This window comes from Algoriphagus aurantiacus (assembly GCF_035156405.1).
In the GTDB taxonomy this organism is placed as follows: Bacteria; Bacteroidota; Bacteroidia; order Cytophagales; family Cyclobacteriaceae; genus Algoriphagus; species Algoriphagus aurantiacus.
Genome location: NZ_JAXRUT010000013.1, coordinates 1 through 15624, shown reverse-complemented (window position 1 = coordinate 15624; position 15624 = coordinate 1). Strand labels below are relative to the sequence as shown.

Below are 15624 nucleotides of genomic sequence, written 5' to 3'. Positions count from 1 at the left end.
GGAAATTGAGAGTTGATTTTTAACTGTTAGCCCAATTGGATTAAATTCGATTGGGCTTTTTTAAGAGATTTATGGATAAGAAATATGATTTTGAAGAACGTCTGGTGCGTTTTGCAGGGGAGACGATAAAGTTTTGCAATTCTTTAGGAGATACTTTTGCTGAAAATCACTTGAGAAATCAATTGATCAGGTCTTCTACTGGTGCCTGCCTTAATTATGGAGAAGCGCAAGGTGCTGAGAGTAAAAAAGATTTTGTGCACAAAAATGGTATTGTTCTAAAAGAGTTAAAAGAATCCCGGTCAACATTGAAAATATTGACTTATTCTGAATTCGGGAATGCTATTCATAGAGCATTGCTATTAAAGGAACCTGAAGAGCTTTGTGCAATTTTTGGGAAGATTATCTTCAATACCAAGAAAAATATGAATCAATAAATCATCAAAGGTCAAATTCAAGTTTCAAAGATCAAGTAAGAGCACACCTTGAATATTGCAAATTGATAATTGTCCATTGATTATTCTAATGCAACGGTCTCTTCTTAATCATCCCGCCTTTAGTATCCTTGATTGGGTATTGGATCACGAAGGCTTTTGAATCAATTTTTTCGATTTCTACCAGCATTTTGGTGACTTCAAGTCTGGTGATTACGCAAAATAGAACTTTTCTGTCTGGAAGCTGATTGGCTTTGTCTCCATAGCCACCATCGGATTTTAAGACTGTTACACCACGCCCTAAATCAAAGGAAATCATTTGCTTGATTTCCTCATTATACGAAGACATGATCATTACGCCAAGGTATTCTTCGACTCCATTGATGATAAAATCCACTGTTTTGGAAGCAGAAAAATAAGTCAGCATGGAGTACATGGCTGTTTCTAAATCCACGAAAATCGCTGCTACTATAAACAAACACACATTGAATACAGTGATGAAATCTCCTACAGTCAAGCTTGATTTCCTACTGACAGAAATCGCCAGGACTTCAGTACCATCGATCACAGCGCCTCCTCTAATTGCAAACCCAATACCACTTCCAAGAAAGAATCCTCCAAAGACAGCAATCAGCAATTTGTCAGCAGTAATTGCTGGGACTGTTATAAAGTGTACCATAAGGGCCAAGCCGAAAATAGCAATTGTACTTTTGATGGCGAATGGTACAGAGACCTGCTTAGCTCCCAAAAGGATGAAAGGCAAATTGACTAGGATAATCAATACAGAAAGATTGACTGGAGTGAGCATTTCCAAGAGCAGGGACATGCCCATAGCGCCTCCATCAAAGAATCCATTTGGCAATAGAAATCCTTTAAGGCCAATACTAGCCATCACTACACCAATCGCGATGAAAAGCCCATCTTTGATTTGTCTCCAAATCGTAATTCTTTTTATTAGTGAGTGATCCTGTATTTTTAATAGACGCTTAACCATGGGTCGAAAATAGAGGTTTTTAATCAACTGTTCTGTTTATAAATTTTTCTAGCCCAAGAATAAATACTTACCTTAAGAGGGAAGAGAGGGGTGAAATAATTCTTGATCAAATTGAAGAATTGGTAATTATTGAATCGTATTTTTGATTATGTGCACTCAAAATATAGATTTGGATAAAAATATGAACCTATTCTATTATTTTTTTTGACAATTACACTTTTTCATCTATCTTTTTGAGGCTTGTTTTAGTTAGATAAATTTATGAAGACCGAAGGATACAACGCAGGAGAACATTATGACGAGATGATCTCTGAACATGGAGAGATTAGAGAACATTACAATGAATTTTATCATCATCTGAAAAAGACGAGCTCTAGAAAGATGAACCAGCTTCAGCATTCTGCAAACCAGACGCAGCGATCAATGGGTATGACATTTAATGTCTATCATGACAATCAGGGCTTGGAGAAGATTCTGCATTTGGATATTATTCCCAGGATTATTCCCAATTCAGAATGGCAGAAACTCGAAGCTGGATTAAAGCAACGGACTCAGGCACTTAATCTTTTCCTTCAGGATATTTATAATGAGCGAAAGATCCTAAATGATGGAATTATTCCCTCAGAACTTATCCTGAAAAGTAAGGATTATCTAGCGCCTTGCATTGGCCTTACACCTCCAAAGGGTATTTGGTGCCATATTACAGGTACTGATCTGGTGAAAAGCAAAGATGGAGAATACTACATTTTGGAAGATAATCTCCGATGTCCTTCTGGCGTATCTTATATGCTGGAAAGTCGAGAGATTATCAAGCGAGTGTACCCTGATGTTTTCAATCAAAATGGCGTCATGCCGGTATCCGATTATCCCACGAAGCTGCTACGCATGCTTCAGAATCTTTCGGATAAACCAAAACCAGTGGTAGGAGTTCTGACTCCAGGGATTTACAATTCTGCTTATTACGAGCATTCCTATCTTGCTTTGCAAATGGGTGTGGAACTGGTAAATGGTGTGGATTTGATCGTTGAGAATAAAAAGGTTTATATGCAGACCACTAAAGGACTGCAGCAAATAGATGTGCTTTATCGCAGGATTGATGATACTTTCCTTGATCCGGAGACATTCAATCCGGATTCCATGCTCGGCGTGCCTGGCTTGTTTGAAGCCTACAAAGCCGGAAATATTGCCTTGGCAAATGCACCAGGAACTGGAGTGGCTGATGATAAGGCAGTCTATGCTTATGTTCCACAGATTATCAAGTATTACCTTGGCGAGGAACCAATTTTGAACAATGTCCCGACCTATCTCTGTAGAGAAGAGAAGGACAGACAATATGTACTGGATCACATTGAAGAGTTGGTAGTGAAGGAAACCAATGCGGCTGGAGGTTATGGGATGCTTATTGGCCCGAAAGCCACCCCAGAAGAGCATTCTAAATTCAGAGAGCTTGTCAAAAACAATCCAACTAATTACATAGCTCAGCCTACTTTGTCGCTCTCAACCGTCCCAACTTTGACTGATGAAGGTATAAGTGGCAGGCATGTGGATTTGAGACCTTACATATTGTATGGAAAGGAAATAGAAGTAATTCCTGGTGCATTGACCCGAGTGGCACTAAAGAAAGGCTCACTGGTAGTGAACAGCTCCCAGGGTGGAGGAAGTAAGGATACTTGGGTTTTATATTAATAAACAGAAAGAATATGCTAAGTAGAGTAGCGAATAGTATTTATTGGTTGGGAAGATATCTTGAGCGTGCAGAGAATTACGCCCGGTTTATAGATGTGAATTTTAACTTGATGCAGGATTTACCAGTAGATCTTAAAGAGCAGTGGCATCCTTTGATTGCCGCTACGGGAGACTTGAAGCTTTACGAATCAAGATGTAAAGGCTATGAGAGAAATCAGGTTTTATTCTTTTTGGGATTTGATGCTGAAAACCCGAACTCTATGCTATGTACTATCAAAAATGCTAGGGAAAATGCACGAATCATCCGTGAAAATCTAAATAAGGAGACTTGGGAGAAAGTCAATGAACTCTATTATATGATGCAGGATGGTTTGGAAAAGAAAGTTTGGAAGAAAGAAGATCCGAGACCGTTTTTTGAAAAGGTGAAAAACCAGATTCTATTGATCTATGGTATTGCTGATAGCAGTGTAGCTAGAATAGAGGGCTGGTACTTCAGGCAACTTGGTCAGTATTTAGAACGTGCGGACAAGACTTCTAGGATATTGGATGTGAAATATCATATCTTATTGCCATCTGACCAGCAAGTTGGAACTCCGCTGGATTTTCTTCATTGGATGGCGTTACTGAAATCTGTAACAGCTTTTAATACGTACCGAAGATTATATGGGAATATTGATTCTGCCTGTGTGGTGGAGTTTCTGGTTTTGAATAAATATTTTCCTAGATCTATTTACTACTGTATTAAAGAAGCCGAAAAATGCCTCCACAATATCTCAGGTAACTTGGGAAGTGGCTATATGAACTCATCCGAAAAAGCTATGGGTGAGCTACGCTCAAGATTGGAATTTGCCGAGGTAGGGGAGATTATTGGATTTGGACTACACGAATACCTTGATAACCTTCAATTAAAAATTAATGATATATCAAATTTAGTTGATTCTAACTTCTTCACCATTAGAGATAATCAGGTAATTCAAACTCAAACTCAAAGTCAAACTCAGAATGGATAGGGGTACATTCTGGATCGATTAATCAGCGAAAACTCCATCTTCGGGTTTTTCAAAGATTTCTGCATCAAACTCTTCGTCCAGAAGTAAGGCATCTGCAAAGGTGACTTGGTACTTTACATTCTTTGTGGAGTCGTTTTCGAAGATGTAACCAGTTAGAATGCGTGGGAAATAGACTCCGTCAGAGTTCCGATAGTCTTCATATTTCAAGGCGCTAATAGGAGGGTTTTCATTTCCGAAGTAAGTCACTGTATAAAGTAAATATTCAAGTCTATTAGTTTCTGGATTGATCAACATGAAATATTGATCATTTGGACTGGAACCAGTGCTGGAGTCAAATTTTGCTTGGTAAGTTGGATACTTTTTACCGTTCAGGGATTTATCGGCTACTTTCTCTACGGTTACTCCCGAATCTGTAAATACATAAGGAATATTAAAAAAATAGAAATACAAATTGTGGTAAAACTTCACAGAGTTGCCTTTATAGGCATCTCTATTGGGGCTGATCCAAGTTTGATTACCATCAAAACCAATCTCAAATTCTGAGGTGGAAAGCCGGATTTTTCTACTGTCCAGATTGATAAACGCATCCTCCTCAGTCATGACGCCTTCATGGATCATTGCATAGCTTTCTGCCTTGGCATTATACCATTTTTGCCAGTCGCCATGCGCTTCTAATATGGAAGTGAATTCAGGAGAAAGCTCAGGAAGACGTTTTTCTACCTTAGTTTGGCAGGAAATTAAGAATAGAAGTCCTAAAGTCGTAAAAACAAAATTGAGTTTGTGCATAGTGCAAAGAGTTTGAATGTTCAATTTAAAAGGAAATTGAGTTTTACCCAATTCGATGATTTCAATATTTTTCTAAAAAGTATTCATGAATTAGGACTAAATGTACATGAAATCGAGCATGTTGAAAGCAACACACGGAGAAATGATTATCTGCTATGAGAGATTCCCTGCCTGACGGTAGGCAGGTACCGAATCGATCCCGATAACTATCGGGACGGGACAGGTTATGACCATTGAAAATCAAATTATAAACAGATGAAAAAGTAATCGTCAGCCAAGGTTTATGGCTGTTATACGTTATTCCGTACCTGATGGCGGCAGGCGAATATTCGCAAACTGATCTTCAATAAACCCTTTTCCATGAGTGATAAGCTCACGGGGACTTCCAAGGGAGCTTGCAGAAAAAAGCCCAAGCATAACGCTCGGGCATTTTCAACTGATCAGACCTATCGGTTATTCAAATAACCTACTGTGTATTATTCTACTGAGCTGTCTTTAAGCTCTTTTTCACTCAAGTCGTCAAAGCTGAAATCAGAGCTTTTAATCCACTGTATAACTTTAGGCACTAAAGCTGCTCCTATTAATAGTCCTCCGACTGATAAAACATGAAGGGGTGAAGTGAAATAGCTGCCAGAGGTAAATACACCTAGAACTAATAATGTGCTAAACGGCATGGACACGGCTAGTACATTGATTCCCAATTCAAGATCAAAGGTTGGATTGTCTTTCTGAGCGTCATTTTCATATTCAAACTTCCGTATTGCTGACATATGCGCAAATGGCCAGAAGCTCACTGCACTCTGTGGGAAAACCACAGCAAGTAGTATTGCTGCTTCTGAGGGCATGGGTACAAGCCAGATAAATAGACCGCTAAGCAGAAAGGTAAATCCTGCTCGGAATGTGAGAATTGAAGCAATCATACGTAGCTGATCCCATTTGAAAATCACAGCTATCCCTATGAAAAGCAAAACCAAGGGAGTCATCATATCCTTCATCATTAGAATAGATGAGCTTAGGAATCCTGGCATACTTTCCATGTTGAATCCAAAGCTGAGCAGAACTATTGCGACTAAAATCACAAGGTTTATTGGTTCACTCACCATGGCTATCAGCAGTTCTTTTACTTTCTGGCCATTGGATTTAGCTTTGATCTTTTGGTTTTTGTAATACCAAGACATGGCAAGTAAATAGGCTAAAACCAATACAAATAGCTTATTTCCAATGTCAGCAAGCGCTGCCCATGCTAGCACATCATCTCCCAGGTATTCTACTATAAACGGGAAGCATGTCAATCCTGGAGCCAGAGAAGGGAGAAGCAACATCAGTGTTCGCATAGCCGGAGTATCTGCCTTGATGCCAAAGAATGGCAGGGAGAACTTGGTAAGGACAATCATCACAATATTAAATATCAAAGCCAAAACCGGAAGAATCAGTAGATCTGGATTGATTTCGATTTTCAACAAAGCGACAAAGATCATTGCCGGTAAGGCTATGGTTAGAATTATGGTTTTTAACCCCTTTTTCTGATCCTCATTTTGTAGTTTTTTCTGGAGAAATATCCCGATAACTATCAAGAGAAGCAGCGATAGGGTCTTCTGAAGTGCAATACTCATACGAATCTCTACTTACTAGGCGGTCACTTTTTTGAAGGCGTCGACGAAAATTTCCATTTCGTCCATGGTACCCATACTCACTCGGCACCAAGGTTTCTTGTCAATATTGAATACCCGGATACCAACCCCGCTGTCGTACATGCCTTTCATAAATGGCTGTCCTTCCATGCGAAGTGGGAAAATCATGAAACTTGTATGGGAAGGGATGATGTCGTACCCAAGAGAAGCGACTTCACCTTTGGTATATTCCCTACATTCGGTATTCATATTTCTGCAGCTGGTGATGAATCCAGGATCTTTCATGCTTGCTATAGCGCCGTTTAATGAGGTGACGCAAAGTCCCATGGTGCTTCTTACCTTAGAAGTGATGCTTTCAATTCGCTCTGGAAGTGCTACTAAATATCCGATTCTAAGCCCCGCCATTCCGTGGACTTTAGAGAATGTTCTGGCTATCATCACATCTTTGCCCTCTGCTACCAAACCCACCATTGAGCTTTCTTCTGGTTTTTCCATGAATTCCAAGTAGGCTTCATCTACGAATACTGGAGTTTTTTCTGAAACTGAAGAGCAAAAAGCTCTTAATTTCTTCGCATCAGTAATAGAGCCAGTAGGGTTGTTTGGATTGCATATGTAAACCAGGTTAGTCTCTGAGTCCACAGCTTTAGCCATTCCATCCAGATCATGCTGATAATCTCCTGTCAATAAAACAGGCTTCCAAGTCGCCCCAAGTTTTTGAGCGGTATTCATTAAGGACATGTAAGATGGATCTGCTGATACCACATTGCCTCCGTTCATAAATTGCACAAATGCCGTCTTTTCTAGAATATCCGATGATCCGGGAGATAGCATGATGTGATCTGCGCTTACACCTTCTTTTTCGGCGATTATATCGATAAGCACCTTAGCCTCGCCATGACCATATCTGTTACCCAATGAAATGGAGTCTGAAATGGCTTTGATCACTTTTGGAGAAGGACCATATGGATTCTCATTTGCATTTAGTTTTGCTACTAAACGAGCCTCATCGTATCGAAAAGCTGGGATGTGCTCATTTAGAATAGAGTCTGGCTGGTAAGCAGCCAGTGCTTTGTTTTTTGGCAGGGCAAAAGCAGGAGCTACTGCCATAGTTCCCACTGCCATAAGGCTGGATTTGATCCAATTTCTTCTGTTAATTGAATGATTCATAGCTATTTTAAATAAGGTTGTAGAAAGTTTTAGAGGATTTTTTTAATGTTTATAATTAATGATCTGTGTTAATTAACCCGGACAGTGTGATATTTTCGAAAGGCCACGTTTTTATGGGTACCTGCGAATTCTAACCGGACTTGGTCCCCTTTTTTTGCTTCAGGTAAACCTAGATCAGCCCAAGAAATGACCAAGTCAGCACTTCCTTCTGAGTCTGTCACCAACTTTGCTACTTCATTTGTATTGTTGATGAAGACAGCAATGTTAAGGTTAGGTACTGGGATAGAGTCTATTCCTTTGGTATGGTCAAGAATGTAGGTTTTGTCTAATTCCAGAAACTGGGAACCTACAGTCACGGATGCGGCTGCGCTGAAGGAGTTCCCTTCAAGCAAAACCAAAACTGGTGAGGCCACATTTGGTGTAACCAAGTCTTCAGCTTCCACACAGGATTGTGTGAAAGCAATTGTGGCGAAGGCTGCCAGAGCTAAGTATATATTGAATGATTTTTTCATAAATTTCAGTTGAATGATTGGAGTTTGATTTTGATTATTCTACCCACCAAAGTGGAGTTCTCATATTGTCGGAGCCACCGAGTTTGCTGACACCATCGTCCAGATTTACTTTGTTAAGAGAATATTCCGAAGTGGGATATTCAATTCTGGTTGGAAGAATGCCGTCATTCGAAAACACAGAGTTTGGGTTGGGAGCAGGCATCACAGGATATCCTGTGCGTCGATACTCATTCCAAGCTTCAACTCCCTGTCCGAAAAGAGCAATCCATTTTTGAGTCATGATACTTTCCTTCGTCACTCCACCTAATCGGCTTAGGTAATCACTTGGCATACTAAGACCCTGTTGTTCAAATGAAGCTTTGATAGCACTTTCAAGGAATTCTTCCGCATCACCGTCAATATCTCCGTCTAATGCTGCTTCAGCTTTAATGAATTCTACTTCCGAATAGGTCATCAAAACACTTGGAGCAGTAGGGTCCAGATATTTAAGACCAATTCTCGAAGCGTTGTAATTTCCGGCTGCCGCATCTGTCAGTCCGTTAGGAAGGCCTGCGTAGGTACCATCTTCCAATGGCTGTGCATACACTGTGATTCGCTCATCATCAAGAGCTAGCAGTTTGTCGATTAGCGTAGTGCTGATATTCCAATCTGATCGAGTTGAAAACACATCAAACATCTTGTTTCTGCTGCCTATTACATCAAAATGGATCAACTCTGCCGCTTGGTCGTTACTTTCTATAATCGGGTACTTTGCAGGGTCAGAAAGTATTTGAGTCATTATCGCCTTCGATTCTGCTGGCTTTTTAGCTGCCTGTCTATTAGCAATTCTCAATGCCAATGAATTGGCAAAGCGCTTCCATTTCATGATGTCACCATTGAACATAATGTCTCCGACCACTGCTGGTCCACTGGTTGAAAGGTTGTCATTTGCTTCCATCAGATCAGCCAGAATTCCTGCATATACTTCCTCCATAGAATCGTATTTAGGAGAGTTTATGGCTTCTTCATCAGTACCTTTCAATGCTTCGGAGTAGGGTATAGGCCCAAAAACATCAGTCAAATAAGCATAGGTAAATGACTGCATGACCATTGCAATCCCGACATAGTTTGAATTTTCGTAGGCTGCTCCAGGTGCAGACAAGATCTTGACCCTTTCGAAATTGATCAGTGATTCATTGTAGAGGTTGTTCCAAGTGCCTGAAGAGATCGTGAGCGGTATTTCATAACTATCTCCCTCAGCATTGATGTATATGTTTCGGGAAAGATGCTGAATCCAGCACATGGCTGCATCTATATTTAGGCGCTGATATCGTGTGCTATGCCCCCAATATCTATCCACGACAACTTGAATTGCATTAGGTAATAGCAGGGAAGGAGAAATAGAGACTGGGTTGTTCGGATCAGTATTGATTTCCTCAAAGTCATTAGTACAAGAAGTTATTGTACCGAATGTCAAAAGGAGTATTGCGATGGTGGATTTGTATAGTCTTTTCATGATAAGTTCTTAATAGGTAGAAGATTAGATCAGAATGTCACGTTAAGATTGAATCCCAGATTACGTGTAGTGGGCATTTGTCCGTAGGCAAATCCTTGTCCGTTGCCGCCTTTCATATCCACTTCCGGATCCATGTGAGGATGGTTTTTATAGAGAATAGCCAGATTACGTCCCACGAAAGAGAGTTTCATGGTTTGGATGAACTTATTGCCGAAGAAGCTTTTTGGAAATACATATCCTAAAGACAGTTCGCGAAGCTTCACAAACGTGCCATCAAAAATTCCAGATTCATGATAAGTACGTGGATTTTGAGTATTCCAGAATGTGTCAGCATTTGCTATCACATCGTTTGGTACATACACCGGTTCTTCTGCTGTACCTACATTCATTACTCCTTGGCCTATTACTCCTTCTTCCCGTCCAATTGCAGTCTCAGCATATTGACCGGTTTTTCTGGCAAGACCAGTTCCCACATCGAATATGTCTCCACCCATTTTTACATCAATCAAGGTGTTAAGCTCAAGACCTTTATAAGTAAATGAGTTAGTCCAGCCGCCTATCCAGTCAGGCTGAATATTGCCTAATGTATAAGTGCCTTCTTCTAATACCGGAAGCCCATTGTTGTAAACGAGTTCTCCTTCAGGACTTCTTAAGTATCTTCTGCCATATAGAGAGCCATAAGGCTGGCCTACACGTGCTTCTGAAGTGAGTGAGTTTTGAGTGCCTAAAATGTAGTTTTCCAAGCCTTCAGCCAACTCTACTACCTTATTCCTGTTTCTTGCAAAATTCAATGCAGTGTACCAGCTAAATCCTGATGCAGTATTAATAGGTGTGGCATTAATTGTCAGCTCAATTCCCTGGTTTGTGATTTCACCTGCATTTAGGATTTGACTACTATATCCTGATGCTGTAGAAATAGATACTGCTAGAATTTGATTTACAGTGGATTGGTGATAATAAGTAAAGTCTATCCCTGCACGGCCTTCAAAAAACCTCAAGTCCAAACCAACTTCTTTACCCGTAGTGATCTCTGGCTTTAGAGACCTATTGGCAATTTCATTCGATTCTGCGTAAGTAGGAGTGGTTCCCGCCCATAGTCCTTCAGAAGAATAAACTTGATTTAGCAAGTATGGATCTGCATCGTTACCCACTTGTGCTATACTTCCTCTAATTTTAGCAAATGAAAGGAAATCTGACTGTACATCGAATATATCTGTCAGTACAGCACTCAAGGCCACTGATGGATAGAAGAATGAATTGTCGTTAGTAGGCAGGGTACTTGACCAATCATTTCTACCAGTCACATCCAGAAATAAGTAGTTGTTATATCCGAATTGTGCTGAACCGAATACACTATTCACTTCTTGCTTTCTAATGGTACTTGAAGGGGTAACTGGGCTAGCGTAGTTGCCTAAATTATATAGTCCGTCTATGGTAAGTTGGCCTACATTGACTGAGGTGCTTTTATAGTTGTTGACTCTGTTATTGGCCCCGGCTTGTATTTTAAGAGAAAGATTGGGCAATAAGTCCTTGTCAAAAGTCAGAATTACATCACTATTTGTTTCTTGGCTGTTTAGAACTGATTCTGAGTATGAACCAAATCTTTTGACATTGTTTTTAAAGCTTTCTGCGCTATTGATGTTTATTCGTGTATCTGACCAATAATCAGTACCAGATCTTGCCATGATGCTGAAATACTCATTTATATCATAATTCAGAGCAATACTTCCTACTAAGCGGTCTTTCTCGTTAGAATTGGGCAAATACTTTTGGTTGAAAAACGGATTTGAAAAGTATTCGTGTTGCCAGTTCGCATATGGATAATCATCACCAGGTCTGAATGTTTGTCTTTGGATATCATAATAGTCCTCCCAGTTTTTGAGCTTGGTGTAATCTGTGTGTCTGTGAGCCCAAATAAAATCTTGGCTGCCTGTAAACCCTCTATTGTCCGAGCCTGATTTGACATACTCAGCATTTACACTCATTTGAAGCTTTGGTACAAATTTGTAGGAGGTGTTTATCTTAAAATTGTTTCGGAAATAATCGTTATCAGCCATGATACTGGTCTGATCCAATCTACCGATAGCTACACGGAAATTGCCTTGCTCATTTCCTCCAGAAAGTGCGATTGTATTGGAAAAGCTTTGACCTGTCTCCCAGAAATCAGCGTAGTTATCTGACTGAGGTAGCAGCGCGACTTTCTCAGGAGCTGAATACCAAAGCGGCACCATTCTGCCATCCATCGGTGCTCCCCAGCTTTCATCCACACCCGCAGTTCCCCGGATGCCATCTGCGTCAAAGCCATTTCTTCCATCCACATACCATGTTCTATAGCCAGCGCCTCCTCCATAAGTATTTTGGAAGTCGGGAGTAACAAGCGGGTTGTCAAAAGTCATGTTGCTGTTGAGCTCTATACCTAGTCCTTTGGTCCCAGCGCCATTTTTTGTAGTCACCATTATGACTCCATTTGCAGCTCGTGAACCATAGAGGGCTGCTGCTGTAGCACCTTTCAGAATAGTCATTTCCTTGATGTTGTCAGGACTTATCTCAGAGAGACCGTTTCCATATTGTCTACTGGAGGTTTGTTCCAAAGGGACGCCATCCACGACTACAAGAGGCTGGTTGTTTCCAGCCACTGATGATGATCCTCTAATTACTACATGAGCACCACTGCCCGGCATGGAGTTTCCGGTGACTTGAACACCGGCCACTCTTCCTGAAAGGCTATTGGCTACGTTAGTCGGACGTGATTCTGTAAGGGCGCTTCCATCTACACTTTGTGTGGAATAGCCAAGCGCTTTTTTATCCCGCTCAAGACCAAATGCAGTTACCACGACTTCGTTCAATGCCAAATCGGATGAAGCTAATTCGATAGTGAACATTGAGTTTGTGCCAACTTTGGTCTCGTAAGTGGTGAATCCTATGAAGGAGACGACCAGGATTGCATCGGCACTTTCATCATCGAGTGTTAGGGAGAATTTACCATCGATGTCGGTGACAGTTCCATTCATCGTCCCTTTAATCAAGATACTAGCACCTGGAATGGGAACTTGGACTTCGTCTAATACAACTCCTTGAATGGTCCGCTCTATTTTCTGAACAGTTGGAGTTGGTATTTGATAGGTAAAGTTATTCGTAGCAGGAGCTGTTGCTGTTTTAGTTTCTGACTGTTCCAACATATAAAAGGCTCCAGCGCCTTTTCTATAATTAATCTGGCTTCCATTTAGAATCCGTTGCAGGTTCTCTTCTGCAGTAAGTTTGGAATTAATAGCAGCAGGGATTTTTGTTTCAGAATCTACTAGGGAAGAAGGATATGCAATGGATATTGCATATAAGTCTTCCAGCTCTTTTAGAGTGGATTCCAGATTTTTTCTATCCAACTTCTCACCGGAAGTCGGTCCTTTGGCAATTTGTGTGAAATTTTGGCCTTTTGCGGAGATTGGGAGTGCTAGCACTCCAGTTACCCCGGCAACCAATAGATAACGGGTAAATTTGATGAGCATAGATTAACAGGTTAGTGGTTAGAATGATAACTCGCGTTTATTTTGGGCAAATTGTTAATCATTCTAGGTCTGAATATGGTAGATAGCCAGACCTCACTAGTGTAATGTTTTAGCTGCTGGTGACTTTACCAGAGCTTTTTGCTCGAACTAATTTTACTATGGTTAAAGCTTTTGCTTGCGATCCGGCCGAAAGGCAAGCGGTAATCTATTGTACTCGAATTGAATTCTGTTCTAGATTGATCTCCGTATCGAATAGTACTTCGATATTATTGATCACATCATGTGGATTATCGGTTAGTGGTAAGCTTCCTGAAATTAGTTGGTAGGTTGATGGTATTTTTTGATCAATTATTTCTAAATCATATAGTTCAGTGACTATTCCTAAAACCTCCTCAAGACTTTCATTATGCATTCGTAGTTTTCTGTCTTGCCAGGCAAGAAGCCTTTCAGGGTCGGTTAAAGTTTTAGATTCTATTTGATTGTTATCTACATTAAGTTTTATCGTTTCTCCAGGTACCACCATGCGGTTGGTGCTCCCTTCTTCATCTAGATAGCCTAATTTCACGCTGCCTTCTATTAAAGTAAGTTTATGAATTGGATGCTGGTTTTTTAAATTGAACTCAGTTCCATAGACTTCTACTTCCATTACTTTTCCTTCATTGATTACAAATCGTTTGGCATCTGAATCTTTTGCTATGTCAAAATATGCCTCTCCGATTAACGCCACTTTTCTCTCAAATCCTAAAGCCCAGGTCTGGGAAAAGGTCAAGGTGGAATTGGAATTCAATAAGACAGTCGATCCATCAAGTAGCTCTATTTGTAGTGTTTCGTTTGGTCCAGTTTGATAGTTATATTCTTTGATTTTGATCATTTGCCAAAGCCCAACATTTACTGCAAGTATTAAGAGAATGGAGGCGGCGATTTTTGCATGGTGAAGAATCTTCTTTTTCCTTCTAGCTCTTTTCTCATTCTTTCTAATTCCTGACTTTATTCCTGTGAATATTTTTTTCTTCAAGGCTTGCTGATCTTCATTACCGAGGTGATCGATAAAGTCAGGTTCGTAAGGTTCTTTAAGCCCAGAATGTGACTCTGTGTTCTCTTCTTGAAATAAGTTGGAATTGTTTTCGGTCATAACTTCTGTGTTATACTGTATATGTCAATTCAGGTGGAATTATCCTCCATTGCAAACTGAAAAAAAACCAGTTTTTTTATTTTCTGCATAATTTTGTTAAAAATAGTCTCTTTTTATACCCTGCTATTTTATTTTTTGCAATAAATGACTCTACGAAAGTTACTCAAGGAAACACTCTTAGTTCTATAAGGTGTAATAAGCTTGGTGGGGTAGGGTTAGTTGAAATAAGAGGTTGTAATTAGTATTTCAAAAATTGAGTCTAACCCTATGTAGGTGAATGCTGAAAGTGTGAGCTCTCTCAGGCTGATCCGAATGTCTTTTAGCGCTCGCATTAGATGTTTCTCAACAGTGCTAACAGATATTTCCAGATTTTGGGAGATTTCTATATAGCTCAGGCCTTTGTTGAAGCGGAGTTGATAGACTTTTTTACGCTGTGGGGGAAATCCCCCAACTACTTTTTTGATGTTTAATTTCAAGTCCTTATAAAGGACCATCTCTTCAACTGATGAGCTGTTTTGTTCTCCTTTGGTTTTTTCCTGTTCTGAATATTTATCGCGAATACTTTGAGATTTGAATTGGTTGATAATCCGGTAATTCACTGCTGTGAATAAATAGGAGGAAAGTGAGGTGTGAATTTCGAGTTTTGTCCTCTTGGTCCATAAATCAATAAATACCTCTTGAACGATTCCTTCCACGATCTCCTTTTTACCGAGTTTTTTGTAGCCAAAGTTGAACAGACGTTTCCAGAAAAGGTCGTAAACTTCAATAAATGCGGATTGATCATCATTTTTGATTCTATCTAGGATCTCCTGGTCGTTTAACACTTTTTCGGACATGGGTCTTTTACTTATAATTGAACTCTAAAAATAGTAATTAGTAAAAGTCGGTTTAAATTTTCCAATTGATTTGAATAATTTCTGTTAAACTATCAAATCGTGGGTTTAAATAAAATAGATGTCATGAATTTTTATGTAATAATTTTAAAAATAGGGTCAAAATTGGATTTGCTGTCTTTCTTTCTGATACTCTATTAAGAGTCTAAAAATCAACTAGATAGTATTTAATTGTGTTTTGGGTTGCAAATACAAATAAATCGTGGAATTCAATTTTTGATTTAACTTCTGACTGCTCAAACAATTAGCTGTTATAGAATTTTGTAATTCTTTATTACTGGCATCCGGGTAAAAAACCAAGGGTAGAACAGCAATCTTAGAATAGTACAAAATGAAAAAAGCGGAACTACCGATTTGGTAAATCCCGCTTTTAATTAGATTTTG

Annotated in this window: 12 protein-coding genes; 3 read left to right on the top strand and 9 right to left on the bottom strand. The window is 39.7% G+C overall.

The window, feature by feature from the left end; all coding sequences use genetic code 11:
* The first annotated feature begins 71 nt into the window (after positions 1-71).
* Positions 72-434: a four helix bundle protein gene (locus tag SYJ56_RS13640; RefSeq protein ID WP_323834959.1), complete on the top strand. Its 363-nt coding sequence runs from the start codon at positions 72-74 to the stop codon at positions 432-434.
* 85 nt (positions 435-519) lie between these two features.
* Here SYJ56_RS13640 and SYJ56_RS13635 read toward each other — a convergent pair whose 3' ends face one another.
* Entirely contained in the window at positions 520-1425 is a 906-nt protein-coding gene (locus SYJ56_RS13635) for a YitT family protein (RefSeq protein WP_323834957.1), read from the bottom strand.
* 261 nt (positions 1426-1686) lie between these two features.
* On the opposite strand from SYJ56_RS13635, the gene SYJ56_RS13630 reads away from it, so the two are divergent.
* Entirely contained in the window at positions 1687-3111 is a 1425-nt protein-coding gene (locus SYJ56_RS13630) for a circularly permuted type 2 ATP-grasp protein (RefSeq protein WP_323834955.1), read from the top strand.
* 14 nt (positions 3112-3125) lie between these two features.
* On the top strand, positions 3126-4121 hold the full coding sequence (locus SYJ56_RS13625) for an alpha-E domain-containing protein (protein ID WP_323834953.1): 996 nt from the start codon (positions 3126-3128) through the stop codon (positions 4119-4121).
* 18 nt (positions 4122-4139) lie between these two features.
* Here the strand turns inward: SYJ56_RS13625 and SYJ56_RS13620 are convergent, their stop codons facing one another.
* The 8 genes from SYJ56_RS13620 to SYJ56_RS13585 form a co-directional block, all read right to left on the bottom strand.
* Positions 4140-4907 carry a DUF6503 family protein gene (locus SYJ56_RS13620; protein WP_323834951.1) on the bottom strand — a complete coding sequence of 256 codons (768 nt, stop codon included), beginning with the start codon at positions 4905-4907 and terminating at the stop codon, positions 4140-4142.
* Between the two features lie 476 nt (positions 4908-5383).
* Entirely contained in the window at positions 5384-6520 is a 1137-nt protein-coding gene (locus SYJ56_RS13615) for an AEC family transporter (protein WP_323834949.1), read from the bottom strand.
* Positions 6521-6535: 15 nt separating this feature from the next.
* Positions 6536-7705, bottom strand: a complete 1170-nt coding sequence (locus tag SYJ56_RS13610) for a pyridoxal phosphate-dependent aminotransferase (protein WP_323834947.1) — start codon at positions 7703-7705, stop codon at positions 6536-6538.
* Between the two features lie 68 nt (positions 7706-7773).
* Positions 7774-8217 (bottom strand): hypothetical protein, encoded by a 444-nt coding sequence (locus SYJ56_RS13605; protein ID WP_323834945.1) that lies wholly within the window; start codon positions 8215-8217, stop codon positions 7774-7776.
* 34 nt (positions 8218-8251) lie between these two features.
* Complete coding sequence (locus tag SYJ56_RS13600; RefSeq protein WP_323834943.1) at positions 8252-9712, bottom strand: SusD/RagB family nutrient-binding outer membrane lipoprotein; 1461 nt, start codon at positions 9710-9712, stop codon at positions 8252-8254.
* Positions 9713-9741: 29 nt separating this feature from the next.
* Positions 9742-13215, bottom strand: coding sequence for a SusC/RagA family TonB-linked outer membrane protein (locus SYJ56_RS13595; RefSeq protein WP_323834941.1), 3474 nt, complete (start codon positions 13213-13215; stop codon positions 9742-9744).
* 205 nt (positions 13216-13420) lie between these two features.
* Positions 13421-14347 (bottom strand): FecR family protein, encoded by a 927-nt coding sequence (locus SYJ56_RS13590; RefSeq protein WP_323834938.1) that lies wholly within the window; start codon positions 14345-14347, stop codon positions 13421-13423.
* A 215-nt stretch (positions 14348-14562) separates the two neighbouring features.
* Complete coding sequence (locus SYJ56_RS13585) at positions 14563-15183, bottom strand: RNA polymerase sigma factor (protein ID WP_323834936.1); 621 nt, start codon at positions 15181-15183, stop codon at positions 14563-14565.
* Positions 15184-15624 lie beyond the last annotated feature (441 nt).

What these genes read in the sequence shown, in the direction of transcription:
- SYJ56_RS13605 (WP_323834945.1), bottom strand. Translation starts at nt 8,217, where the DNA reads ATGAAAAAATCATTCAATATATACTTAGCTCTGGCAGCCTTCGCCACA.
- SYJ56_RS13595 (WP_323834941.1), bottom strand. Translation starts at nt 13,215, where the DNA reads ATGCTCATCAAATTTACCCGTTATCTATTGGTTGCCGGGGTAACTGGA.
- SYJ56_RS13620 (WP_323834951.1), bottom strand. Translation starts at nt 4,907, where the DNA reads ATGCACAAACTCAATTTTGTTTTTACGACTTTAGGACTTCTATTCTTA.
- SYJ56_RS13635 (WP_323834957.1), bottom strand. Translation starts at nt 1,425, where the DNA reads ATGGTTAAGCGTCTATTAAAAATACAGGATCACTCACTAATAAAAAGA.
- SYJ56_RS13610 (WP_323834947.1), bottom strand. Translation starts at nt 7,705, where the DNA reads ATGAATCATTCAATTAACAGAAGAAATTGGATCAAATCCAGCCTTATG.
- SYJ56_RS13625 (WP_323834953.1), top strand. Translation starts at nt 3,126, where the DNA reads ATGCTAAGTAGAGTAGCGAATAGTATTTATTGGTTGGGAAGATATCTT.
- SYJ56_RS13590 (WP_323834938.1), bottom strand. Translation starts at nt 14,347, where the DNA reads ATGACCGAAAACAATTCCAACTTATTTCAAGAAGAGAACACAGAGTCA.
- SYJ56_RS13600 (WP_323834943.1), bottom strand. Translation starts at nt 9,712, where the DNA reads ATGAAAAGACTATACAAATCCACCATCGCAATACTCCTTTTGACATTC.
- SYJ56_RS13640 (WP_323834959.1), top strand. Translation starts at nt 72, where the DNA reads ATGGATAAGAAATATGATTTTGAAGAACGTCTGGTGCGTTTTGCAGGG.
- SYJ56_RS13630 (WP_323834955.1), top strand. Translation starts at nt 1,687, where the DNA reads ATGAAGACCGAAGGATACAACGCAGGAGAACATTATGACGAGATGATC.
- SYJ56_RS13585 (WP_323834936.1), bottom strand. Translation starts at nt 15,183, where the DNA reads ATGTCCGAAAAAGTGTTAAACGACCAGGAGATCCTAGATAGAATCAAA.
- SYJ56_RS13615 (WP_323834949.1), bottom strand. Translation starts at nt 6,520, where the DNA reads ATGAGTATTGCACTTCAGAAGACCCTATCGCTGCTTCTCTTGATAGTT.